At 39.2% G+C, this 22,357-nt stretch carries 23 protein-coding genes; 4 read left to right on the top strand and 19 right to left on the bottom strand.

Features of this window, described 5'->3' with window-relative positions; translation table 11 throughout:
* Positions 1–4: 4 nt before the first annotated feature.
* Positions 5–823 carry an N-acetylmuramoyl-L-alanine amidase family protein gene (locus D3P12_RS09230; RefSeq protein ID WP_118194858.1) on the bottom strand — a complete coding sequence of 273 codons (819 nt, stop codon included), beginning with the start codon at positions 821–823 and terminating at the stop codon, positions 5–7.
* Positions 824–960: 137 nt separating this feature from the next.
* Here D3P12_RS09230 and D3P12_RS09235 point away from each other — a divergent pair, with 137 nt between their 5' ends.
* The 3 genes from D3P12_RS09235 to D3P12_RS09245 are packed head-to-tail and all read left to right on the top strand — an operon-like array spanning position 961 to position 6,371.
* Complete coding sequence (locus D3P12_RS09235) at positions 961–3,645, top strand: putative LPS assembly protein LptD (RefSeq protein ID WP_157970308.1); 2,685 nt, start codon at positions 961–963, stop codon at positions 3,643–3,645.
* 18 nt (positions 3,646–3,663) lie between these two features.
* The gene (locus D3P12_RS09240) at positions 3,664–4,920 is read left to right on the top strand and encodes a competence/damage-inducible protein A (protein WP_118194862.1); all 1,257 of its coding nucleotides are present in this window, start codon (positions 3,664–3,666) and stop codon (positions 4,918–4,920) included.
* A gap of 38 nt (positions 4,921–4,958) precedes the next feature.
* Positions 4,959–6,371 (top strand): dihydrolipoamide acetyltransferase family protein, encoded by a 1,413-nt coding sequence (locus tag D3P12_RS09245; protein ID WP_118194864.1) that lies wholly within the window; start codon positions 4,959–4,961, stop codon positions 6,369–6,371.
* A 19-nt stretch (positions 6,372–6,390) separates the two neighbouring features.
* Here D3P12_RS09245 and D3P12_RS09250 read toward each other — a convergent pair whose 3' ends face one another.
* From D3P12_RS09250 to D3P12_RS09285, 8 genes are all read right to left on the bottom strand, one after another.
* Positions 6,391–6,828, bottom strand: a complete 438-nt coding sequence (locus D3P12_RS09250; RefSeq protein ID WP_118194866.1) for a GNAT family N-acetyltransferase — start codon at positions 6,826–6,828, stop codon at positions 6,391–6,393.
* A gap of 4 nt (positions 6,829–6,832) precedes the next feature.
* A complete protein-coding gene (locus D3P12_RS09255; protein ID WP_118194868.1) occupies positions 6,833–8,155 on the bottom strand; it encodes an ABC transporter permease in 1,323 nt (440 codons plus the stop codon).
* Between the two features lies 1 nt (position 8,156).
* A complete protein-coding gene (locus D3P12_RS09260) occupies positions 8,157–9,074 on the bottom strand; it encodes an ABC transporter ATP-binding protein (protein WP_118194870.1) in 918 nt (305 codons plus the stop codon).
* Between the two features lie 130 nt (positions 9,075–9,204).
* Positions 9,205–10,353 carry a molecular chaperone DnaJ gene (gene dnaJ / locus D3P12_RS09265; protein WP_118194872.1) on the bottom strand — a complete coding sequence of 383 codons (1,149 nt, stop codon included), beginning with the start codon at positions 10,351–10,353 and terminating at the stop codon, positions 9,205–9,207.
* 25 nt (positions 10,354–10,378) lie between these two features.
* Positions 10,379–10,960: a nucleotide exchange factor GrpE gene (locus D3P12_RS09270; RefSeq protein ID WP_118194874.1), complete on the bottom strand. Its 582-nt coding sequence runs from the start codon at positions 10,958–10,960 to the stop codon at positions 10,379–10,381.
* Positions 10,961–11,046: 86 nt separating this feature from the next.
* A complete protein-coding gene (locus tag D3P12_RS09275; RefSeq protein WP_118194876.1) occupies positions 11,047–11,730 on the bottom strand; it encodes a cell division ATP-binding protein FtsE in 684 nt (227 codons plus the stop codon).
* Positions 11,731–11,732: 2 nt separating this feature from the next.
* On the bottom strand, positions 11,733–11,936 hold the full coding sequence (locus D3P12_RS09280) for a fructose-6-phosphate aldolase (RefSeq protein ID WP_118194878.1): 204 nt from the start codon (positions 11,934–11,936) through the stop codon (positions 11,733–11,735).
* 20 nt (positions 11,937–11,956) lie between these two features.
* A complete protein-coding gene (locus tag D3P12_RS09285) occupies positions 11,957–12,979 on the bottom strand; it encodes an acyl-CoA reductase (protein ID WP_245977420.1) in 1,023 nt (340 codons plus the stop codon).
* A gap of 138 nt (positions 12,980–13,117) precedes the next feature.
* Between D3P12_RS09285 and D3P12_RS09290 the strand changes: the two genes are divergently transcribed.
* Complete coding sequence (locus tag D3P12_RS09290; protein WP_118194881.1) at positions 13,118–13,468, top strand: 4Fe-4S binding protein; 351 nt, start codon at positions 13,118–13,120, stop codon at positions 13,466–13,468.
* A 72-nt stretch (positions 13,469–13,540) separates the two neighbouring features.
* Here D3P12_RS09290 and D3P12_RS09295 read toward each other — a convergent pair whose 3' ends face one another.
* The 10 genes from D3P12_RS09295 to hisG all read right to left on the bottom strand — a co-directional run bounded on the left by D3P12_RS09295 (position 13,541) and on the right by hisG (position 22,156).
* Positions 13,541–14,011 (bottom strand): universal stress protein, encoded by a 471-nt coding sequence (locus D3P12_RS09295; RefSeq protein ID WP_118194883.1) that lies wholly within the window; start codon positions 14,009–14,011, stop codon positions 13,541–13,543.
* Between the two features lie 79 nt (positions 14,012–14,090).
* Positions 14,091–15,008, bottom strand: a complete 918-nt coding sequence (locus D3P12_RS09300) for a WD40 repeat domain-containing protein (protein ID WP_118194885.1) — start codon at positions 15,006–15,008, stop codon at positions 14,091–14,093.
* A 17-nt stretch (positions 15,009–15,025) separates the two neighbouring features.
* Positions 15,026–15,610, bottom strand: coding sequence for a bifunctional phosphoribosyl-AMP cyclohydrolase/phosphoribosyl-ATP diphosphatase HisIE (gene hisIE, locus D3P12_RS09305; protein ID WP_118194887.1), 585 nt, complete (start codon positions 15,608–15,610; stop codon positions 15,026–15,028).
* 5 nt (positions 15,611–15,615) lie between these two features.
* On the bottom strand, positions 15,616–16,410 hold the full coding sequence (gene hisF / locus D3P12_RS09310; protein ID WP_118194889.1) for an imidazole glycerol phosphate synthase subunit HisF: 795 nt from the start codon (positions 16,408–16,410) through the stop codon (positions 15,616–15,618).
* Positions 16,380–17,114: a 1-(5-phosphoribosyl)-5-[(5-phosphoribosylamino)methylideneamino]imidazole-4-carboxamide isomerase gene (locus tag D3P12_RS09315; RefSeq protein WP_118194891.1), complete on the bottom strand. Its 735-nt coding sequence runs from the start codon at positions 17,112–17,114 to the stop codon at positions 16,380–16,382. Before D3P12_RS09315 ends, hisF begins: the two co-directional genes overlap by 31 nt.
* Positions 17,115–17,132: 18 nt before the next feature.
* Positions 17,133–17,747, bottom strand: a complete 615-nt coding sequence (hisH, locus tag D3P12_RS09320) for an imidazole glycerol phosphate synthase subunit HisH (RefSeq protein ID WP_245977421.1) — start codon at positions 17,745–17,747, stop codon at positions 17,133–17,135.
* Positions 17,748–18,902, bottom strand: coding sequence for a bifunctional histidinol-phosphatase/imidazoleglycerol-phosphate dehydratase HisB (gene hisB, locus D3P12_RS09325; protein WP_118194893.1), 1,155 nt, complete (start codon positions 18,900–18,902; stop codon positions 17,748–17,750).
* A 3-nt stretch (positions 18,903–18,905) separates the two neighbouring features.
* Complete coding sequence (hisC, locus tag D3P12_RS09330) at positions 18,906–19,958, bottom strand: histidinol-phosphate transaminase (RefSeq protein WP_118194895.1); 1,053 nt, start codon at positions 19,956–19,958, stop codon at positions 18,906–18,908.
* Between the two features lie 10 nt (positions 19,959–19,968).
* Positions 19,969–21,270 carry a histidinol dehydrogenase gene (gene hisD, locus D3P12_RS09335; RefSeq protein ID WP_118197048.1) on the bottom strand — a complete coding sequence of 434 codons (1,302 nt, stop codon included), beginning with the start codon at positions 21,268–21,270 and terminating at the stop codon, positions 19,969–19,971.
* Between the two features lie 34 nt (positions 21,271–21,304).
* Positions 21,305–22,156 carry an ATP phosphoribosyltransferase gene (hisG, locus tag D3P12_RS09340; protein ID WP_118194897.1) on the bottom strand — a complete coding sequence of 284 codons (852 nt, stop codon included), beginning with the start codon at positions 22,154–22,156 and terminating at the stop codon, positions 21,305–21,307.
* Positions 22,157–22,357: the final 201 nt, after the last annotated feature.

Consider the following 22,357-nt stretch of genomic DNA (forward strand, 5'->3'; position numbering starts at 1 on the left):
TACTTTACTTTTCTACCTCAGCTTTATAAGCTTTGATAGCGTCAGTTAAATTTTTGACGATTTCTGCCTGCCCTTCAGCTGAGGTCATATAGCGTTCTTCAGTACGATTACTGATAAACCCAATCTCGGTTAGTATAGCCGGCATCCCTGCGCGAGCTAAAACTGCCAAGCCTTGCTCTTTAACACCACGATTTATTCTTCCTGATTTAGCAAATTCTTCTTGAACAAGACTTGCTAAATGAAAGCTTTGATTGCGATATTGATTTTTCATTAATGAAAAGATAATCAAACTTTCCGGATCTGTTGGGTCAAAGTTGTAGTTTTCCTCATAATTTTCTTCTAAAAGGATTGATGCGTTTTCGCGCATTGCAACATCCTGTTCTCCCATGCGGTGAAATCCCGATATGAATGTCTCTGTTCCTCTTACTTTTTCTGTTCCCGGACGTTTCGGCATTGAGTTACAATGCACTGAGATAAACAAATCAGCATTATTCGCATTTGCTATTTCAATTCTCTCATACAATTTGACGAATATATCAGTCTTTCTGGTATAAATTACTTTTACATCTTTCATTTCCTTCTCAATACTCTTGCCAAGTTTTAAAGCAACTTGCAGCGCCACGTCTTTTTCACGTGCTATGACACCTCTTGTCGCACCATCATGACCACCATGACCAGGGTCGATAACGATTGTTTTAATCTTGTACGGTGCACGTGCATCTTCTTGCACCTCATTTGTCGGGCCTGTAAATGAAAAAAATGAAAAAGATGATAGAATAGTGAAATAAAGGCAAAGAGTGTTGATCGAAATCTTGTGTTTCATAAGTACAACGGCAATTTTTTAAATTATTTTAAGTTAATATAAGTAAATTCGGTTACGTACGAGATACCTCAATTAATTTTCCTTATTTTTGACGACTCAAGAACGTTATTACAAAAGTACTATTCATAGTCATAATTTTGAAATTGAGAAGCGGCATTTTTAAACTATTTTTACTCTTTATAACGGCTTTTTCTGTACTTTCTGTATCAGCACAGGAAGTGAGTTCTGCTGACACGACTCCAAACATTCAAGATACTTCGCTGAGAGTCAATCCGCTTAGCCCTCTCGATACAGCAAGTGTTATTACGAGTTTAAATGCGGATAGTTTGGCTGCCGACTCTTTGTCACAAGATTCTTTGTCACAAGATACAGTAGGAGGGCAGGGTAATGCAATAGATGCGCCTATTAATCAAGTGGGTGATACTACGATAACCGATTTTAAAAATAATCAGATCCATTTTCTAGGAAATGCTAAAATTAAGTATCAAGATTTTGAGTTGACGGCCGACTATATCCGTGTTGATAAGAATACAAATACGCTTTACGCTAGTGGATCTTACGATCATAATCATAATTATCGAGGTAGGCCGATCTTTAAGACGGCGACCGAGCCACCGACTACCACTGACTCTCTTTACTATAACTTTACGACAAAGAAAGTTAAGGTCTTCGGTGTTTTTTCTGAAGTAGAAGGTGGGTTTATTCAAGCGCAAGAGTTGAAAAAGAATGAATATGATGAGGCTTCTATTAAAGATGCAATGTATAGTACGTGTAGCTTGCCGGAACCCCATACACATTTTGGTATCCACATTAGTCGTGGCGTGGTATCTGAAAAAAATATTGTTACGGGGCCTGCTTACCTGGTTGTGGAAGACGTACCATTACCCTTTATTACAGTGCCTTTCGGGTTCTTTCCGAAGATGAACGAAAGAGCTTCAGGGTTTCTTTTTCCAACATTTGGAGAAGATTATACTCGTGGTTTTTTTATGCGAGATATAGGGTGGTATTTTGGCTTTAATGATTATTGGGATGCAGAAGTCCGGGGTACACTTTATTCAAAAGGGTCTTACGAAGGCTCAGTGAGGGCGCGTTATCGGAAAAATTATAAATATGACGGCGGTTTTAGTATACGTTATGCAAATATTCGTTCGGGAGTAGAAGGTACGCCACAATATAACCCTCAGAAGAATTTTAACATTACCTGGAACCATAGCCAACGTCAGGAAGCGAATCCGGGTACGTCTTTTACTGCTTCAGTAGATGTGGGTACTGGTTCGTACTTTAGAGAAACTGCCGCAGGTGGGAGCTACGACTTTGATCAGATTACAAAAAACTCCATGTCATCTTCGATCTCATATGGAAAGATTTTTGGAGATGGTCGTTTCAACTTTACCTCTTCTTTATCACACAGGCAGGATATTTCTGCAAAGACGGTGTATTTGGAATTGCCTTCGTTTAATTTGAACATGACGTCTTTTAATCCTTTTGATTCAAAAGATCGGATTGGAGAACAGAAATGGTATCAGCGTATCAATGTTGGCTATAGCCTACAGGGGCGGAACACGTTGAATGCTACGGAAAGTAATTTATTCGATCAGGAAACACTCAGACAGTTCCAAAATGGATTCCAACACAATATTCCTATCAGTTTATCTTTAAATGCCTTTAAATTTTTCCAATTTAACTCGAGTGTAAATTATACCGAACGCTGGTATTTCCAAACAATTCGGAAAGGTTTGGACAACACTGCAGGTGGATTTGTTCAGAATACGGATACTGTCTCTGGATTTAGCCGTGCCTATGACTACTCGTTGTCATCGGGACTATCGACGAAGATTTACGGAATGAAGGAGTTTAAAGGGAAATTGGCTGCAATACGTCACGTTATTACACCTTCGGTTAACTTCAACTATCGCCCGGATTTTTCTGATCCGCGATTCGGTTTTTATCGTCGTTTTCAAGATCAAACCGGTCAAGAGAATATTTATTCGATTTACGAGAATTCAATTTTCGGCGGCCCGGGTAGAGGAGAGTCTATGGGGATTGGATTTTCAATCGATAATAATGTGGAGGCAAAAGTTCGGTCGACGGAGGATAGTACTGGTTTTAAGAAGATTAAAATCTTGCAGGGGCTTTCATTCAACGGAAACTATAACTTTGTGGCAGACTCCTTTAAGCTTTCTAATATTAGTTTTTCGGGCAGAACAGCGCTTTTTGACGATAAGCTGGGGGTGAGTTTTAACGGCTCATTAGATCCTTATGTGTACGATAGTGAGCTAGGTCGGAGAGTCGATCGCTTTGCGATTGAGAATGGTACGCTAGCAAGGTTGACGAATTTTGGATTGTCGATGGATTATAGTTTGAACTCAGAGGCTTCGAAGAGCCGGAATGAGAAGCTGGATGTCCTAAGCGAGAATCCGGAAGGATTAACACCTGATCAACGAAATCAACTAAACCGGATCACCTCCGATCCGAATGCGTTTGTGGATTTTAAGGTGCCGTGGAACGTAGCTGCGTCATTCAGCTTTTATTATTCAAATCCAGGTAACCGAAGTAATATTACCAGTACTCTAAATTTGTATGGGGATTTGAGTATAACGCCGAAATGGAAAATACAATATAATACAGGCTATGATTTTCAGGCTCAAAAAATTACATTAACGCAGTTTAATATTTATCGTGATTTGCATTGTTGGGACATGTCGTTTGGATGGATTCCGTTTGGTACATACCGGAGTTACACGTTTACACTTAGGATAAAAGCTTCTGTTTTACAAGATCTTAAGCTGACCAAGCGTAATGACTACTATAACAGTTTCTAAAAATTGTTTATCTAAACTATGAAAGCTGAACTTATTGTAATCGGAGACGAAATATTAATCGGACAGATAGTAGATACAAATTCAAGTTGGATTTGCTCACATCTGGATGAGATTGGTGTGAATGTAATTCATATCTCAGCGATAGCAGACAATAAGCAGAAGATTAAGGAAGCTTTGGTTCTCGCTTCCGGACGGGTTGATTTGATCGTTATGACAGGCGGTTTGGGGCCAACAAAAGATGATGTAACCAAACAGGCTCTTCGCGAGTACTTTGATACGGAAATTGTAACTGATGCTAATGTGTTGTCACACGTGCGCGAGATTTTTGCTAAATATAAGCAACCTATGCTGCCAGAAAATGAGCAACAGGCCGAAGTTCTAAAAATTGCGGAGGTAATGTTTAATAAGGCGGGAACGGCTCCTGGAATGTGGATTGAAAAGAAAGGCGTTTGCTATGCTGTATTGCCGGGTGTGCCGACGGAGATGAAATATTTGATGAACCATGAAGTAATTCCGAGGCTGGAAAAAATGCCTGATAGGAAATTGCGCTTCCATAAGACGATTTTAACAGCAGGTATTGGTGAGTCTTTTTTAGCGGGAACCATCGCACCGGTAGAGGCTAGTCTGCCCGATTCGATCCAGTTGGCTTATCTGCCTACCTACGGACAGGTACGTCTTCGGTTGACAGCAATTGGGCGTGACGAGCAGTCGGAGACTGATATAAGAGAAGAACTAGATCATTTTGCCGGTAATATTATCAATTTGATACCTACATATTATATTAATGATACAGGGGAGTCTCTCCAATACAGTTTTTTAAAAACGGTTGAAAACTTAGGGTTAACGGTTGCAGCTGCGGAAAGTTGCACTGGAGGCTATTTTTCACATCTAATGACTCAGGTGCCCGGTAGTGGTCAGGTTTTTTTAGGATCAATTATCAGTTATGCTGAATCAGTAAAAGAAGCTGAGTTGGATGTAAAAGCGGAAACATTGGAACAGTATACCGCTGTTAGCCAACAGACTGCTGAGGAAATGGTTTCTGGAGTTAAAAGACGTCTCCAGAGTGACTATGCAGTGGCGATCACGGGGATAGCGGGACCTGATGGTGCAACCAATGAGAATCCGGTCGGCTCGGTATGGATTGCAGTGAGTGGATTGTCCAAAACTGTTTCGACAAAATTTTTGTTTGGTAAAAGGCGAGAAGACAATATAATAAGGGCTGCAACAAGCGCTTTGTTTCTATTGTTTCGTTTAGTGAAAGAGGAAAATTCGTAATTATTTAACTAACTTAGCTTACCTAAGAGTTGAAAAATATGGCAAAATATAATCTAATTCTTCCGCGGATGGGTGAAAGTGTTTCGGAAGCAACTATTGTTAAATGGCTGAAGCAACCGGGTGATTGGATAGAAGTGGATGACTCAGTGGTAGATATAGCGACGGACAAGGTAGATTCGGATGTGCCATCGCCGGTTGAAGGTAAACTGATAGAGCAGCTTTTTACGGAAGATAGCATTGCCCAAGTAGGAGATGTGATCGCAATATTAGAGGTGGAAGGTGAGCGTGACGATGACGCATCTCAATCTGGGGAAAGAACTTCTGATTCAGGGTATTCGGAGCCGGCAAAAGGAGAGGATTCTGATGGCGCAGATGTGATAGTCGATATTGATGACTCTCAACAGTCATTAAACGTGGGAGATAGAGATAGCATCGATGATGAAGAGGGCAGGGTAATACCAGGGTTAGACTTACTAGGCGAGCGTGGAAAAGGTGGACGTTTTTACTCTCCTCTGGTTAAAAACATTGCTGCCGAGGAGGGGATTAGTGAAGAAGAACTTGATCAGATAACTGGTTCGGGTTTAGAGGGACGGGTGACAAAACAGGATATTTTAAATTATATCGACGAGCGAAAGGACGCACCCGTCGCAGTAGAAAAAGCACCTATTTCAGAAACAGTTGGGTCATCTTCTGACTCTATGGAATCGAAAGATTCTTCTACCAGGACGATGGTGGCCGAGACTGGCGATGAGATTATTGAAATGGATAGAATGCGCAAGTTAATTGCGCAACATATGGTTGATAGTGTTCAAACATCACCTCATGTTTGCTCATTCATCGAGGTCGATGTAACGAACATCGTGAACTGGAGAAGCCGGGTGAAGGAGGATTTTGAAAAGAAAGAAGGCGTTAAAATTACATTTACTCCAATTTTTATTGAAGCAGTGGCGAAGGCGATCCGCGACTATCCAATGATAAATATATCAGTATCTGGTACTCAAATTATTAAAAAGGGAAATATTAATGTAGGTATGGCGGCAGCCTTGCCATCTGGAAACCTGATTGTACCTGTAATACGAAATGCGGATCAGTTAAACTTAGTCGGATTAAGCCAAGTGGTGAATGATTTAGCTGGTCGCGCCAGGGCAAATCGATTAAAGCCAGACGAGACCCAAGGTGGGACATTTACGGTAACAAATGTTGGCTCTTTCGGAAGTATGATGGGTACACCAATAATTAATCAACCGCAGGTAGCAATATTGGCAATTGGTAGTATAGGTAAAAAGCCGGCCGTATTGGAAACAGAGTACGGAGATGTAATCGCTATACGTCAAAAAATGATTATGTCTCTATCTTATGATCACCGCGTTGTAGACGGCGCATTGGGAGGGATGTTTTTAAAGAGAATTGCTGAGTATCTTGAAGGCTGGGATATTGATCGAAAGCTTTAGTTGGTATTGAGCAGAATCTCTACGGACGAAGCATTTCGACATGTTCGATACCGTCTTCATGATAAGTATCACTGTCTGTCTTGAAGCCAAAATTCTGATAAAATTTTAGTGCATAGGTTTGAGCGCCGATGCGTATCGGCTGCTCACCAAATAAGTTGTTCATTTCAACCAGAGCGATCTTCATTAATATTCTACCTAAACCTTTTCCGTGTTCCCTTGTTACGATCCGACCGATCGAATTTTCGAAAAATGTTAATCCAGCCGGTATTAATCGTGCATAAGCTTGTAATTTGTCTCTTTGGTCATAGATCAACAGGTGGTGACATTGGAAGTCAACACCGTCCAGATCCTGATACGTGCAAGCCTGTTCAACAACAAATATTTCCGAACGAAGTTGAAGTAAATCATATAACTCCTTGTTGGTGAGCTCCTCGAATGCTTTGCAGATTATATTCATCAAACTAGCGTTTATACCTAAACCACTTAATTAATTCTTTATAACTAGCTTTTTTTCCATACATCAAAATACCCACGCGATAGATACGGGCAGCGACCCACGTGGTCAGAATAAAACCTCCGATAAGCAAGGCGATTGAAAGTAAAATTTCCCATAGCGGAACACCAAAAGGAATTCGGACCATCATAGCTATTGGCGATGTTAACGGAATCATGCTCAACCAAAAACTTAGCGGTCCGTGTGGATCTCTTACTAAGAGACTAAACGCCATAACGTAAGTAAAGAGCAAAGGCATCGTAATAGGTAACATAAATTGCTGTGTCTCAGTTTCGTTATCAACCGCCGATCCAACCGCCGCAAAAAGAGCACTATATAATAAATATCCTCCTAAAAAAAACACTAGAAAAAATCCGATGATATAGGGGAAGTTGATACCAGCTAAAATGTTCTGTATGTCACCTATAACACCGTCTTGCGTCAAACTAGAGACTTGTGTCGTATTTGCGGCGCCCGCGACTGAAGGCATTTGTTCTACACTCATATCGGGCATCTGAGAAGCAAGGATCATGCTGCCTGCAGTCATTAATGCACCTGAAAGTATAATCCATAAAAAGAATTGAGTTAGTCCAACAAGTCCTATACCAACTATTTTTCCCATCATCAATTGGAACGGTCGTACAGAGGAAATAATCACCTCAACTATTCGATTGTTTTTCTCTTCAATGACGCCACGCATAACCTGTGCTCCATAAATAAATAAGCTCAAATAAATCAGCATAGCGGCCGCCATACCGATTCCCATAGCAACACCTGCATGAGATTCTTTTTCTCCAGCTTCAGTAACCTCCAGAGCGGTAATACGTACATTCGGATTGATAGATTCTAAGGTTTTCTGATCAATACCTGCTTCTTTCAATTTAATCGTATTCAGAACACTTTCTACTTGGCTCTCTATTTCAGATTGAATAAATATACTTGCTTTATTTGAAGATAGTAATTGGAGCCTTTCTGATTCAGTGATGTCAGAGGGGATAAGGAGAAGGTACTGATCCTCTTCATCAAGTATAGCTTTTCGCTCGGAGTTCTCATCACCCACGGCTTTTTCAAATGTAATTGAATTTGTGTTTGATAGTTCATTCAATATTAATCCACTGTCATCTATAACTTTAATAACTGCATTAGACGAAGAATCTTGGATGGAGATAGCAATAATTCCTCCCCACATACCGATGAAGATTAATGGGACTAAGAAAGTGCCGACAAGAAATGACTTCTTTTTTACACGACTTAAATATTCACGTTTGATAATAAGAAATATCTTTTCCATCTTAATGAGTTTCCTTTACTTTTTGAACAAATATGTCATGAATGCTAGGGATGATTTCTTTCAATTCATGTACTTCAACTTGGTCAATAAAATAAGTAAGTACATCGTTAATGCTACGTCCCTCTGCTACCTCAACCTTACTATCATATCCAAGTTCGGTTGTTTTGGTTTCGATGATCCGGAATATATCAGTATCCACAGGCTCACTTATAGGCGCTCCTGTTTGACTGACATATCGAATGTGAAACCGGTTATTCCGATAGGCATTTTTTATATTAGATACCTTTCCATCAAGTATTTTCTGTGCTTTATTGATCAAGACAATGGAATCACAGAGCTCTTCTACGGATTCCATGCGATGTGTTGAAAAAATAATAGTTGACCCATTCTTATTCAGGTTGATAATTTCACTTTTGATAATATCTACGTTAACAGGATCAAAGCCCGAGAATGGTTCGTCGAGAATGATGAGGTCTGGCTGATGGATGACAGTTGCGACGAATTGTACTTTCTGCTGCATCCCTTTACTGAGATCTTCTACCTTCTTGTCCCACCAACTTTGCATTTCCATTCTTTCAAACCAATGTTTAATGCGTTCGGTTGCTTCCTTTTTTGAGAGACCCTTCAGTTGTGCTAAATAGAGCATTTGGTCACCAATCAGCATTTTTTTGTAAAGACCTCTTTCTTCAGGTAAATAGCCTATTTTTGAGATATGATTTGGATTTAATGGTTCACCATTAAATAAGATTTGACCGTGGTCGGGAGCTGTTATTTGATTGATAATACGAATCAAAGAGGTTTTACCAGCTCCATTCGGACCTAAAAGGCCAAAAATACTTCCTTTCCGTATCGAAAATGAAACGTGGTCTAAAGCTGTGTGTTTCGCATATTGTTTGACAATATCGTTGATTTCTAACATTCGCACTAGATTTTACTCATTTAGACTAGAAAAGCGAGCTTTCGTTACATGAAAAAATAAAAAAAAGCCCGCCATATGAATATGGTAGGCTTTTTTTGTGATCCAGTCTGGATGTCTATCTTTTACGAGGTTAATCAAAATATTCTTTCATCCTCTCAAAAAAGCTTTTTTCACCTTTACGAGGTTGTGGTTTGAAATTGTTCGACTCACGTAAGCCTTCCAGTTGTGCTTTTTCTTCTTTAGAAAGATTTTTTGGCGTCCAAATATTGACATAAACCAATTGGTCTCCTCGGTGATAGGAATTAACCTCAGGGATACCTTTTCCTTTTAAGCGCAAGATTTTCCCTGCTTGTGTACCTGGTTCAATTTTAATTTTAGCTTTTCCACTTATAGTTGGTACTTCTATCGATGTACCTAATGCAGCATCTACAAAACTTATGTAGAGGTCATAAACTATGTTTATGCCTTCCCGTTTTAAGATCTCATGAGGAACCTCGTCAATAACAATGATCAAGTCACCAGGAATACCATCATGCGGCGCTGCGTTCCCTTTTCCTGACATCGATAGTTGTATGCCTTCTGTCACCCCGGGAGGGATGTTAATTGAAATGGTTTCCTCTCCTTTATGCACGCCCTCACCATGGCATGTTTCACATTTATCCGTGATGGAGTTTCCTGTTCCGTTACAAGTAGGGCATGTGCTTGATGTTTGCATCTGACCAAGAATGGTATTAGTTACACGACGCACGGTACCTGTACCATTACATGTAGAACATGTGCTGAATGCCGCAGCATTTTTAGCGCCTGTCCCATTACAAGGTTTACATGATACATTTTTGTTTACCTTGATCTTTTTTTCTACTCCGGAAGCTATTTCTTCAAGAGTTAGTTTGACCCGAATCCTTAGATTACTACCGCGAGCCGTTCGGCGACCACCGCTGGAAGCTGCTCCTCCGAAGAAGCTATCAAAAGGGCTACCACCAGCCGCTCCCCCAAAAATATCTCCAAATTGACTGAATATGTCGTCCATATTCATGCCTCCCTGACTTCCGCCGAAACCACCACCAAAGCCAAACTGGTCAAAATTGCTCCGCTTTTTTGGGTTGCTCAGAATTTCATAAGCTTCTGCAGCTTCCTTGAACTTCTCTTCAGCTTCACTGTTATTAGGGTTTTTATCCGGATGATATTTGATTGCCAACTTCCTATAGGCTGATTTAATTTCAGCCTGAGTAGCCGACCTTGAAACTCCTAATACATCATAATAATCTCGCTTCGACATTGTTTTGTTTTTATCCTACAGCTATTTAACTTCCTACTACAACTTTGGCGTAACGAAGTACTTTATCATTTAAAAAATATCCTTTTTCCACTTCGTCTATGACCTTACCTTTTAGATCATCACTTGGCGCTGGGATTTTGGTTACAGCTTCATGCAAATCTGCGTCAAATGGTTGGTTGATAGACTCCATTGGTTTTAGACCCTTTAGCTCCAAAGTCTTTTTTAATTTCTGCGAAATTAATAGAATTCCTTCTTTCACAGAATCGATATTCTCAGTGCCTTCAGCAGCTTTAATTGCACGATCAAAATCATCAATAATCGGTAATAGGTCATTAATGACATCTTTTCCTGCAGTTTGTAAAAACTCTACACGTTCTTTAGAAGAGCGTCTTTTATAGTTGTCAAATTCCGCATACAGGCGCACATATTTATCTTTTGCTTCTTCTAGTTCTTGCTTTAAAGAATCTTCCGAAGAAACGGCATCATCATCTGAACTGTCTTCACTATGAGATACGTTTTTTGCATGTTTACGAGCTTCATTCACCGATTCTAATTCGTCCGTAATATTTTTATTGTCCAAATGTTCTTCTGGATGTTTATTTTCCATTTGAATAATTTATTTAATGGTACAGGAAAGTCTTATCAATTGTATTGCCAAACGTTTTTGTCCGCCAACATGTCAGTTTTTCACTTCTACTGAATGTCAATATTGTCCAATAACGAACCTGAGTGGGTTTTGATAATACGTGATGGTAAGTTTTTGATAATTTGATAGTCATGTGTAGCCATAAGAATGGCAGTTCCGCTACGGCTGATTTCTCGAAGCAGTAGCACGATTTCTTCAGAGGTATCTGGATCTAAATTACCTGTTGGTTCATCAGCTAAGATAACTTCCGGATTATTGAGAAGTGCACGTGCAATCACAACTCTTTGCTGCTCACCACCAGACAGTTCGTGAGGCATTTTTTTGAGCTTTGAACGCAGTCCAACCTTTTCAAGTACGTCCAGCATTCTTTCGTTCATCATATTTTTGTCTTTCCAGCCGGTTGCTTTTAGAACAAATTCAAGGTTTTTCTCAATTGTTCTGTCAGTTAGTAAATGAAAATCTTGAAAGACGATACCTAGTTTCCGACGTAAAAACGGAATATCCCGTTCTGCCAATTTCTTTAGATCGAAACCTGCGACCATTCCTTCGCCCGCAGCAATTGGCAAGTCGCCATAAATAACCTTTAGTAAACTGCTTTTTCCGGATCCTGTTTGACCGATAAGATAAACGAATTCGCCAGATTGTACACTGAGCGCGACGTTGGAAAGTACTAAATGTTGAGGTTGATATATGTCTACACTTTTAAGAGCGATAACTGTATTCTGATCCATGTTCAAAGTTCTAATTTTCTTATAATTCCAAAAGGCATTTCATTAATAACGCTCATAATAGCGTCTTTCTGATCTCCAAGTCCCAGCTTTTCTAACGATTTGTCTGGTCTGTCAACCCGGAAATAGGCGAGGAGCGTAAACTCTTCGTCTCTCAACTGCACATAATCTGGAATTTTTGCAACTCCTTTTACTTTAATAATGTACATGACCCAAAGTTAAGGATAAACTACCTATTGGCATTTAAAAAATCCAAAATATTTACACCATCTGCATAATCGCTAAGTCCTGGTTTCTGACTTTTACCAAACGGGACGGAGGGAGAGATTCCGTCAATATTTGTATGACCTACGATGCATTGGATTTTCTCAGCTTCTATAACGAGTCGCTCATTTAATTCCTGCAAGTCTTGGTACTCTTCGAAATAAATAACACCGAGTGGCGAGGCGATACGCTCGTCTCGTTTCAAAAGCAAAAAGCCATTATCCATATGTTCATCGCCGTTTACAAGGTAGATAGCTTTGTTATATTCATAATTATTGTTGTATTTGTAATGGTTGCTTATGTCAGCATATTCTTCGATGGCTTTAAAAAAAACAGAATAGTCAAAAGCAGCAGGGAAGAAAATTTTTGAAACGTTACGACACCCCAGTCCGAAATAATCCAATATATCTTTGCCCAATTTTTTAAAATCAGCTTCTGTATCGTCCTTCATGATCAGAGCAACACCGTTCCTGTTTTTTCTAATGATATGGGGAACATTTCTAAAATAATAGTCAAAATAGCGAGCAGTATTATTACTTCCTGTAGCAATAATAAGATCGAAGTCGTTAAGCTTATCGACGATATTTATTTTAGCCGTAAATTCTGGTTCAATTGCAATTAATTGATCGAGTATATAAGGAATTATGATATCATCATCCGAAGAAGTTTTGATTTGTACATTAAAGCCAGCTATAAGGCAAGTTAGAACATCGTGAAAACCAACCATAGGTATATTCCCAGCAAGGATTAGACCTACTGTTTTATCCGTTCGTATCTCAAGATTTTCATGATAAGGTTTTATCCACTCGTCCAAGTTTGCCTGATCTAGTAGATTTAGATTAGAATGGATAGCTTGTCGAATATTATCTGGCGTAAACCAAGCGTTGCGTGAATAGGCTTTTGATATCACATCTTCTAACATATCGTTGTTAGCTAAGATGCGATTCTTCAATATTGAAAAAGCCGCCAATCGTTGATAAGTTGTCAAAATCTCTACGTTTTTACTATAATTACTTAATAATGCCTTATATTTGTGTACAAAAATAGGAAACTTATTTTTAAGCTTAATGCAAGTATGTTTCTTAGGTAGACTTTAGTATTAAAAAGAAGCTATAATAACAGGATAATGGCGATTATAATTACTGACGAATGTATTAATTGCGGGGCATGTGAGCCCGAATGCCCTAATAACGCAATTTATGATGCGGGACAAGCTTGGCGCTATTCAGATGGCACAGAACTTCGGGGGATGATTGATTTTTCTGACGGGAGAACAGTTGATGCTGAAGAAGTCCAAACCCCGGTTTCAGACGAAGTGTATTTTATTGTACCAGATAAGTGTACTGAATGCGTGGGTTTCCACGATGAGCCTCAGTGTGCGGCGGTATGTCCGGTAGATTGCTGTGTGGATGATGAGGACAGAAGAGAGACAGAAGAAGAGCTTTTAGCTAAGAAAGCATTTCTGCATAACGAATAAGAGTGAGTGAGAGTGAACCCTCTCACCACATAGAATCGTAAACTTTCAATTTAAAATTAAAACCCAATTTGCTTAACTATCAGTCTTATTTGGTACGATAAGAACTGGACATAACGATCTGCGAGCGACGCCTTCGGCCACGCTACCTGATATAAAATGATCAAATCCTGTGCGCCCATGCGTCCCTAATATAATTAGATCAGCTTTCCATTCCTCGGCTGTGTTGAGTATTTCGATACGCGGGTTGCCGATTTTACTAAAAGTAAGAAGTTCTTTGCTGCTATTCCATTTCGACTCATAACGTTCTAGGATAGCTTTTGATGTTTCCTCTTGCATTTCTGTAACCTCTGGAAGTACCAGTGGTTGCTGCCCTAATAGCGGGTCACCAGAATAGGTAGTTGCTGGTGGATCCATAACATTTAATAATGCTACACTAGCATTCATAACATGCGCTAAATGAAAACCATATAATGCGGCCTTTTCAGAATAAGGGCTATCATCAATGGCAATAAGGATACGTTGAAAATTATTGATTACTGACATCAGTTTTTTGCTTTTGATTACCTAAATATAACAAAAAAACGACAATGTAGTTTTTAATCAGAACAGAATGTTTTGAAACCTAGACACTGCTGATATTCCACACGTAGGCTAATTTTTCATCACCTACTGAAATAAGTTGATCTGAATTTCTATTCCAGACAATTTTGTTGATCGATAGTTTATGCGCATCGTATCCCTTTTCAAAACTGATTGTTTTAATTAGTTCAAATGTTTCAGCATCCCAGAGCTTGATGCTTTTGTCCCGACTACCTGTAGCAAACAACGGAAGGTGGGGGTGATAAGAAATGCCATACACAGTAAACATATGTGCAGTAATATCCTTGATTAATGAGAAGTCGAAAGCATCATAAATAAATAACTTTGCATCCCTGCCGCCCGAAAGAAAGTAACGCCCATCCGGCGAGAACGTCATTGAGGTGACTGGCATCGTATGCTGTTTAACTAATTTTTTGAAACTATAGTCTTCCGTGTTGAATATATAAATCCGCGAGTCTTTGGCCCCGAATGCAACCGTTTTTTGATCCGGACTAATAGCGATGGTTCGTATTGTATCTTGTGATATGTCAAGATGGTGCAGTTTCTTAAAAGTTTTTAGACACCATATACTTACTTTGCCATCTTCGGATGCAGCTAACAACTCTTTTTTCTCATTTAAGGTAGCAATATCAAATACAGGTTTTTCATGATAAAGAAGAGGAGAAAGGTTTTTCTCTTCCTTAAAACTATAAATATTGATTTTTCCATTACGTTCACCTACAAAGAGAACGTCAGTGTTGGAATCGTAGTGAGCCGAATAAATTGATGATTGTACTGGTAGTAGAATCTTTTCAAAATTCATCTTTTCTAAGTTCCACAAAACCAGTCCTTTGTCGTTTCCGCCGGTGAATAATTGATACGGTTCCGGGCCATTCTCAACCGTATATATCGGATTTTGATGTCCACTTAATATTGCGTCTAACTCGATTGAAAGTTTCATACACGCCAATATATCGCTTATTTATGTCTGCTTTCTAAGTTTTTTGCAATTTTTTTCAGTGAAATGTTCTTTTCTTGTAATAAAACGATAAGATGAAACAACAAATCTGAACTTTCGTTAATAAAATCTTTCTCCGTTTCATTTAACGCTGCAATCACCGTTTCAGTAGCTTCTTCGCCAACTTTTTGAGCGATTTTATTGATTCCCTTTTTTCTCAGTTTGTTAACATAGGAGTCTTCGGTTGGGTTCTTATACCGATTTTTGACAATTTGCTCCAAATAGAAAAGAAAGTTCTGGTTGAATTTTGTTTGAAAACAACTTCTAGATCCTGTATGGCAGGTAGGACCTGCAGGTTTGACCTTAATCAAGATGGTATCTTGATCACAGTCAATATGTGTCGAGACCACTTTCAAAACATTTCCGCTTTCTTCACCTTTGGTCCATAGTCGGTTTTTAGACCGAGAAAAAAAGGTCACCAATTTCTCTTCTTTTGTTTTATTCCATGCTTCTTCATTCATATAACCAAGCATGAGAACTTCCAATGTATAATTGTCTTGGATTACAACAGGAATGAGGCCGTCGTTTTTCTTGAAATCGATCATGAAGTTTAGAGTCTTATTTGTATTCCTTTGTCGATTAATTTTTGTTTTAATTCGTTGATTTTTATTTCACCGTAGTGAAACACTGACGCAGCCAAAGCTGCATCGACATCGCTCTCTTTAAACACATCTATGAAATGCTGAATATTTCCTGCACCTCCAGATGCAATAAGTGGGATAGATAAGTTTTTGTTTACCTGTCTAAGTAAATCGATGTCAAAGCCATTTTTTGTACCATCGAAGTCCATAGACGTAAGTAAGATCTCTCCAGCACCGAGTGATTCGGCTTGCTTTATCCAGTTGAACGTCTCCCAGTCAGTTTTAATTCTTCCGCCGTTTAAATGAACATAATTTTGGTCACCAACAAATCGAGTGTCAACAGCTACAACCACGAATTGCCTGCCGAAAGCTTTGGCTAAATCTTCTATTAACTGCGGATTTTTAACAGCTGCGGAATTAATAGAAATCTTGTCCGCTCCGGCTTCTAAAAGGGCATCGGCATCTGAGAGCTCTGAAATACCGCCGCCAATTGTAAAAGGTATATTGATATTCTGCGCGACGTCTTTTACCAATTCAACTGTAGTTTTTCGACCTTCATTTGTTGCTGAAATATCAAGAAAAACAAGTTCATCGGCACCGTGCTGAGAATATTGATAAGCTAGCTCAACCGGGTCGCCGGCATCTTGAAGATTTACAAAATTAACGCCCTTAACAGTTCGTCCATCTTTCACGTCCAGGCAGGGTATAATCCGCTTGGCCAAGTTACTTTCTTTTAAAATTTGATTAGCGATCTGAGGTTCCATTCTTTGATTTCTTCGATGCTAATATGATTTTCATAAATAGCTTTTCCGACAACTGCAGCTTCGATTCGTAGCTGAGAAAGCTCTTGAATATCTTTCATTGAACTGATCCCACCTGAGGCGATCAGTTTGATAATCGGTGAGTGGCCCAGTAATTTTTTATAAAGTTCCACACCTGCTCCATTTAGCTTGCCGTCTTTGTTTATATCCGTACAAAGGAAACGAAAGAAACCCAAGCCTAAGCAGCGATCAATGTAGTCGATCAATTTTACGGGTGAGCTTTCCATCCAACCAGAATATTTTATAACCTCGTCTAATACGTCGATCGCAATGACGATTTGATCTGAACATTTTAGCGTGCTCAATTCATCTAAAAATGTTGGTTTTGTTAATGCCTGTGTGCCAACAATTACACGATAAATACCTTCGTCGGTCAGTTTCTTGACCATGTCGATACTGCGTATACCACCGCCGTATTGGATCTTCATGTCTACTTTCTTAACAATATCAAAAAGGTATTTTTGATTGGTAAAGTCTCCTTTAGCCCCATTTAGGTCAATGACGTGAATGATCTCGGTGCCGTTAGCTTGGTACTTTTCGATCATTTCTTCTAAGCTTACGTCATATGTGGTAACTTCTTCATAATTACCTTCGCGTAGGCGAACAACTTTTTTGTCTAAAATATCGATTGCTGGAATGATATACATAGTTATTACTTAATATTTTTAAAGTGTGGCGAAATTTTTCAGAAGAGTTTCTCCGGCTTTACCTGACTTTTCAGGGTGAAACTGAACTCCATAAAAGTTTTCATTTTGTATGATTGCAGAAAAGTTTAATCCATAATTGCATGATGCGACGGTAAATTTAGGATTATATTCAATATAAAACGAGTGAACAAAATAAAAATAGGTGGTATTTTCGATATCAGTCAGAATTGGTGATGCCTGTTCGAAATGGATCATATTCCACCCCATATGTGGAACTTTTAACTCAATCTTTTTGTCAAAAGCTGCAGTTGTAAGGGGCACTAGATCAAGCAGCATTGTATTTCCTTCTTCTGAGAAGCTTGTCAAAAGCTGCATACCCAAACAGATACCTAATACGGGTTTTTTTATCTCTTTGATAGCTTGAACCATTTTAAAGTGTTCCAGTTTCTCCATTGCTTTTGCGGCATGCCCTACACCGGGAATAATAATACGATCAAAACAATCCAATTCTTCAGGTACATTAACTATGCCATAGTGAATATTCTGACGTCTCAGTGCAGCCGTTAGTGAAAAGATATTACCTGCACCGTAATTGACAATGCCGATGGATGTTCCTGTTCCGACCATATTCATTTATAACAATCCTTTTGTGCTTGGTAACTGCATATTGTCAACATCACGTTTTACAGCCATTTTAATACATTTAGCAAAAGCTTTGAATATCGATTCAATTTTATGGTGTTCGTTATTGCCCTCCGCTTGAATATTCAGGTTGCACTTCGCAGCATCGGAGAATGATTTGAAGAAATGTGAGAACATTTCCGTCGGCATTTCCCCGATTTTTTCGCGATTAAACTCAGCGTCCCAAACCAACCAGTTTCTACCACCAAAATCGATCGCAACTTGTGCCAGACAATCATCCATAGGTAAGCAAAATCCGTAACGCCCAATCCCTCTTTTATCACCTAGTCCCGATAGAAAAGCTTCTCCTAATGCTATTCCCGTATCTTCAATCGTATGGTGTTCATCGATATGCAAATCGCCTTTCGTGACAATTTTCAAATCGAGACCTCCATGTCGTGCAATCTGATCCAGCATATGATCAAAAAAAGCAATACCGGTGTCGATAGATGATTTTCCACTACCATCGATGTCAAGCTCGATCACGATGTCTGTCTCATTGGTTTTCCGCGCATGACTAACTTTCCTTTTGCCGACTTTCAGGAATTCGTAGATACTTTTCCACGATCCGCTTTCCAATGCCACCACTTCCTTATTAAGGATGTGATTTTCCTTGCTGCCTAAATGAGGATTATTGTTTAACCAAATTGCTTTTGCACCTAAGTTCTCAGCTAACTTAACATCGTTTATCCGATCTCCTATAACAAAGGAGTTTGCAATATCGTATCGATCATCATTTTCCAAATATTCAGTTAGTAATGCCGTTCCAGGTTTTCTTGTAGGAGCATTTTCATGAGGCCATGTACGGTCGATATGTTCCGCTAAAAACTCAACCCCTTCCGATTGCAATGTCTGAATAATAAAATCATGGACGGGTTGAAAATTCTCTAAGGGATGAGATTCTGTCCCCAAACCATCTTGATTGCTGACCAGTACCAATTTGTAATCCAATTCCTTCGCAATTCGAACAAGGTATTGGATAGCCTCTGGGTAAAAGCGCAACTTATTGAAACTATCAATTTGTTCATCGTCAGGTTCAATAATAATTGTTCCGTCTCGATCGATAAAAAGAAGTTTTATTGGTGGGGTATTTTCTACTTGTGACATATTTTATTTAAATTCTTTTAAAACTTCCAAAAGACGATTGTTTTCCTCTGGTGTGCCAATGGTGATACGTAAGCAGCCCTCACAAAGAGAAACTTTCGAACGATCCCGAACAATAATTCCCATTTGATTTAAATGCTGGTAAATTTTTAAAGGGTTATTGGTTCTAACTAAAATAAAGTTCGCGTCAGAAGGATATACATGCTCAATAAAATCAAACTTGAGCAGATTTTTGACCAAAAGTGATCGTTCATCAATAGTTTCTCGAATCCATTGGTTTATCTGATCAATGTTCGTTAATGCATCCAATGCCAGCTGCTGTGAAGCCTGATTTACATTGTATGGAGGTTTTATTCTATTGAAAATATCGATAATTTCTTGACTGGCAAAAGCTATTCCGATACGCAGACCTGCTAAGCCCCAAGCCTTGGAAAGTGTTTGTAAAACAACAAGATTTCCATATTCGGTCAATTCTTGAATAAATGATTTCTGTCTAGAATAGTTAATATAGGCTTCGTCGACCACCACGATCCCGTTAAAGTTGTTTAACACAATCTCAATATCCTCCCGAAAAATTGAATTCCCAGTTGGGTTATTAGGTGAACACAAGAATATGATCTTTGTATTCTGGTCGATCGTATCCGCAATGCTATCTAGGTCTAGTTGATATTGAGGTGTAAGATTTACCTTCTTTATCTCTACATCATTGATATTGGCCGAAACCTCGTACATGCCATATGTTGGTGGGAATACCATGATGTTATCAACACCAGGCCGACAAAATGCGCGTATTAATATGTCAATTGCTTCGTCACTACCATTACCGATAAAAGTATTATAGGGAGGTACGCCTTTTATTTTGCTGAGTGCTGTCTTTAACTTCTCCTGAAACGGGTCAGGATAGCGATTGTAGTTTTGCTTTAAAGCAGAACCATAAGGGTTCTCATTGGCATCCAGAAAGACGGATGCCGAGCCCGTATACTCATGGCGCGCACTAGAGTATGGGGTTAAGTTTTTAATGTTTTCCCGTAAAATTGATTGAATATTGAAATTGGACATATCGAACAATTTACCTGTTATTAATCTGTTGCAATCGGATACTTACTGCGTTTTTATGAGCATCCAGACCTTCAATCGCTGCCAAAGATTCTACTACTGGTCCTAAATTTCGGATACCTTCTTCATTAATCTCTTGAAACGTGATCTTCTTGACAAAAGAGTCAACCGAAACACCCGAATATGCTTTTGCGTATGCACTCGTGGGCAAAGTATGGTTGGTTCCAGAAGCATAATCACCCATGCTTTCAGGTGTGAGGTGCCCATAAAATACTGAGCCCGCGTTGGTTATTAATGAATTGTAACTCGCTGGGTTATCAACCGATAAAATCAAATGCTCTGGGGCATAGTTGTTGCAAAAAACCATTAATTCTTCTATACTTTCGAAACTCATCATATAGGAGTTGTGAAGCGCTTGAAGAGCTATTTCTTTCCTTGGCAAGTCAACTAATTGCTTTTCGATCTCCGCTTTTACTTTATCGATTAATTGATAATCACTGGTGAGCAAAATTGCTTGACTGTCTGTACCGTGTTCGGCTTGTGCTAATAGATCGGCAGCCACAAAAGCGGGTCTACTGGTTTTATCACCTACAACAATTACTTCTGACGGCCCTGCGGGCATGTCAATGGCCGTTGTTGATAGGGTTTGTATCAGAGATTTGGCCTGCGTGACGTATTGATTTCCTGGACCGAATATTTTATCAACCTTCGGGATACTTTCTGTGCCGAACGCCATAGCAGCAATCGCTTGAGCTCCACCCGCTTTGTAGATAGTATCTATTTTTAGCAGCTTTGCACAATAAGCAATAAATGGGTTCAACTCACCGTTTGCTTGCGGCGGCGTACATACCACAATCTTCGAGACCCCAGCAATACGGGCGGGCGTTCCTAACATTAAAAATGTACTCGGTAAAACCGCTGAGCCTCCTGGTATGTATAATCCAACACGCTCTATGGGCCGGTTTTCACGCCAGCAAATCACACCCTTGCTTGTCTCTATTTTTTTCTCTCGTCGGAGTTGTCCTTTGTGAAAGGCATAAATATTATTAAAAGCGATTTCCAGAGCACGGGCAGCGGGACGCTCTACCTTGCTGACTGCATTGTCAATCTCATCTTGTCGATAAGCAAGCTCCGTTAATTTGGTGTTGTCAAAGCGTTTAGCAAAATCAACCAAAGCTTTATCTCCGTCACTTTTTACCGAATCGATGATCGCCTCCACCTGGCTTCTGATTTTGTAATCAGTGTCGTTGTTTCTGACAATCAGTTCATCAATTTTTTGTTTACTCAGGTTTTTATATTCAAAACAGGGTATCATAGCCATATCTTATTAATGTATCAACCGTTTCGGGTTACATAATGATTTTTTCAATTGGCATAACAACAATACCTTGGGCACCGACAGATTTAAGGTTGTTAATTTTTTCCCAGAAGTCCTGCTCTGAAATAACCGTGTGAACAGCCACCCAATCCTTCTCCGCTAATGGAACAACCGTCGGGCTTTTAACGCCTGGAAGTAATTCTAAAATGGAAGGGAGCCCGGCTTTTTTTACATTCAAGACTACATATTTCGTCTCTTTAGCCCGTAAAACGGACTGGATACGCTGTAAAAGCTCGCAAACAACTTCATGCTCTTTTACATCCTTTTTTCCAATCAGGATAGCCTGAGATGACAGCACATCGGCAAAAGGCTCCAAACCGTTGTTTTTCAATGTGCTTCCTGTAGAAACAATGTCACAAATGGCATCGCTCAACCCCAAACCAGGGCCAATTTCAACAGATCCCGATATCGTGCGAATATCTGCCTGGATTTTATGCTGATCCAAAAATTTTTGAAGAATGACCGGATAGGAAGTAGCAATCGATTTTCCATTTAGATCATCAATATAATTAAGAGGTTTTTCTTTTGGGATTGCAATTTTCAAAGTACATTTTCCAAAGCCCAACTCTTGCAGATATTCAACTGAAACTTCTTTTTCCTGAATAACATTTTCTCCAACAATGCCTAGATCGGCGATACCGTCTTGTACATATTCAGGTATATCATCGTCTCTCAAAAAGAGAATTTCAAGAGGAAAGTTGGCAACAGAAGTAATTAGTGAACTTTTGTAGTTTTCAAAAGAAAGGCCACAATTCTTAAGAAGTTCGACTGATTTTTCATTTAGGCGGCCAGATTTTTGGATGGCTATTTTTAATGCTTTCAAAAGATATTATTATTAATAAAAATTTAACACTTGGGTTTACGCTCCACGTAGAAACATACTAATATAAATCGCCACAATGGCGATGGAAATGTAGATGATGTCGTTTTGCGTAATTCATGTCTTTTTTAACAATAATTTGCTGCATTGAATTGCAAATATAGTCGCTTTTTTGTGGGATACAAATTAAATTAAAAATAATAT

Source organism: Pedobacter indicus, assembly GCF_003449035.1.
GTDB lineage: Bacteria > Bacteroidota > Bacteroidia > Sphingobacteriales > Sphingobacteriaceae > Albibacterium > Albibacterium indicum.

What these genes read in the sequence shown, in the direction of transcription:
- D3P12_RS09250 (WP_118194866.1), bottom strand. Translation starts at nt 6,828, where the DNA reads ATGAATATAATCTGCAAAGCATTCGAGGAGCTCACCAACAAGGAGTTA.
- D3P12_RS09270 (WP_118194874.1), bottom strand. Translation starts at nt 10,960, where the DNA reads ATGGAAAATAAACATCCAGAAGAACATTTGGACAATAAAAATATTACG.
- hisC (WP_118194895.1), bottom strand. Translation starts at nt 19,958, where the DNA reads ATGTCCAATTTCAATATTCAATCAATTTTACGGGAAAACATTAAAAAC.
- D3P12_RS09280 (WP_118194878.1), bottom strand. Translation starts at nt 11,936, where the DNA reads ATGTACATTATTAAAGTAAAAGGAGTTGCAAAAATTCCAGATTATGTG.
- D3P12_RS09245 (WP_118194864.1), top strand. Translation starts at nt 4,959, where the DNA reads ATGGCAAAATATAATCTAATTCTTCCGCGGATGGGTGAAAGTGTTTCG.
- hisF (WP_118194889.1), bottom strand. Translation starts at nt 16,410, where the DNA reads ATGGAACCTCAGATCGCTAATCAAATTTTAAAAGAAAGTAACTTGGCC.
- D3P12_RS09290 (WP_118194881.1), top strand. Translation starts at nt 13,118, where the DNA reads ATGGCGATTATAATTACTGACGAATGTATTAATTGCGGGGCATGTGAG.
- hisH (WP_245977421.1), bottom strand. Translation starts at nt 17,747, where the DNA reads ATGAATATGGTCGGAACAGGAACATCCATCGGCATTGTCAATTACGGT.
- D3P12_RS09275 (WP_118194876.1), bottom strand. Translation starts at nt 11,730, where the DNA reads ATGGATCAGAATACAGTTATCGCTCTTAAAAGTGTAGACATATATCAA.
- D3P12_RS09315 (WP_118194891.1), bottom strand. Translation starts at nt 17,114, where the DNA reads ATGTATATCATTCCAGCAATCGATATTTTAGACAAAAAAGTTGTTCGC.
- hisIE (WP_118194887.1), bottom strand. Translation starts at nt 15,610, where the DNA reads ATGATCGATTTCAAGAAAAACGACGGCCTCATTCCTGTTGTAATCCAA.
- hisB (WP_118194893.1), bottom strand. Translation starts at nt 18,902, where the DNA reads ATGTCACAAGTAGAAAATACCCCACCAATAAAACTTCTTTTTATCGAT.
- D3P12_RS09300 (WP_118194885.1), bottom strand. Translation starts at nt 15,008, where the DNA reads ATGAAACTTTCAATCGAGTTAGACGCAATATTAAGTGGACATCAAAAT.
- hisD (WP_118197048.1), bottom strand. Translation starts at nt 21,270, where the DNA reads ATGATACCCTGTTTTGAATATAAAAACCTGAGTAAACAAAAAATTGAT.
- D3P12_RS09255 (WP_118194868.1), bottom strand. Translation starts at nt 8,155, where the DNA reads ATGGAAAAGATATTTCTTATTATCAAACGTGAATATTTAAGTCGTGTA.
- D3P12_RS09240 (WP_118194862.1), top strand. Translation starts at nt 3,664, where the DNA reads ATGAAAGCTGAACTTATTGTAATCGGAGACGAAATATTAATCGGACAG.
- D3P12_RS09230 (WP_118194858.1), bottom strand. Translation starts at nt 823, where the DNA reads ATGAAACACAAGATTTCGATCAACACTCTTTGCCTTTATTTCACTATT.
- D3P12_RS09260 (WP_118194870.1), bottom strand. Translation starts at nt 9,074, where the DNA reads ATGTTAGAAATCAACGATATTGTCAAACAATATGCGAAACACACAGCT.
- D3P12_RS09295 (WP_118194883.1), bottom strand. Translation starts at nt 14,011, where the DNA reads ATGTCAGTAATCAATAATTTTCAACGTATCCTTATTGCCATTGATGAT.
- dnaJ (WP_118194872.1), bottom strand. Translation starts at nt 10,353, where the DNA reads ATGTCGAAGCGAGATTATTATGATGTATTAGGAGTTTCAAGGTCGGCT.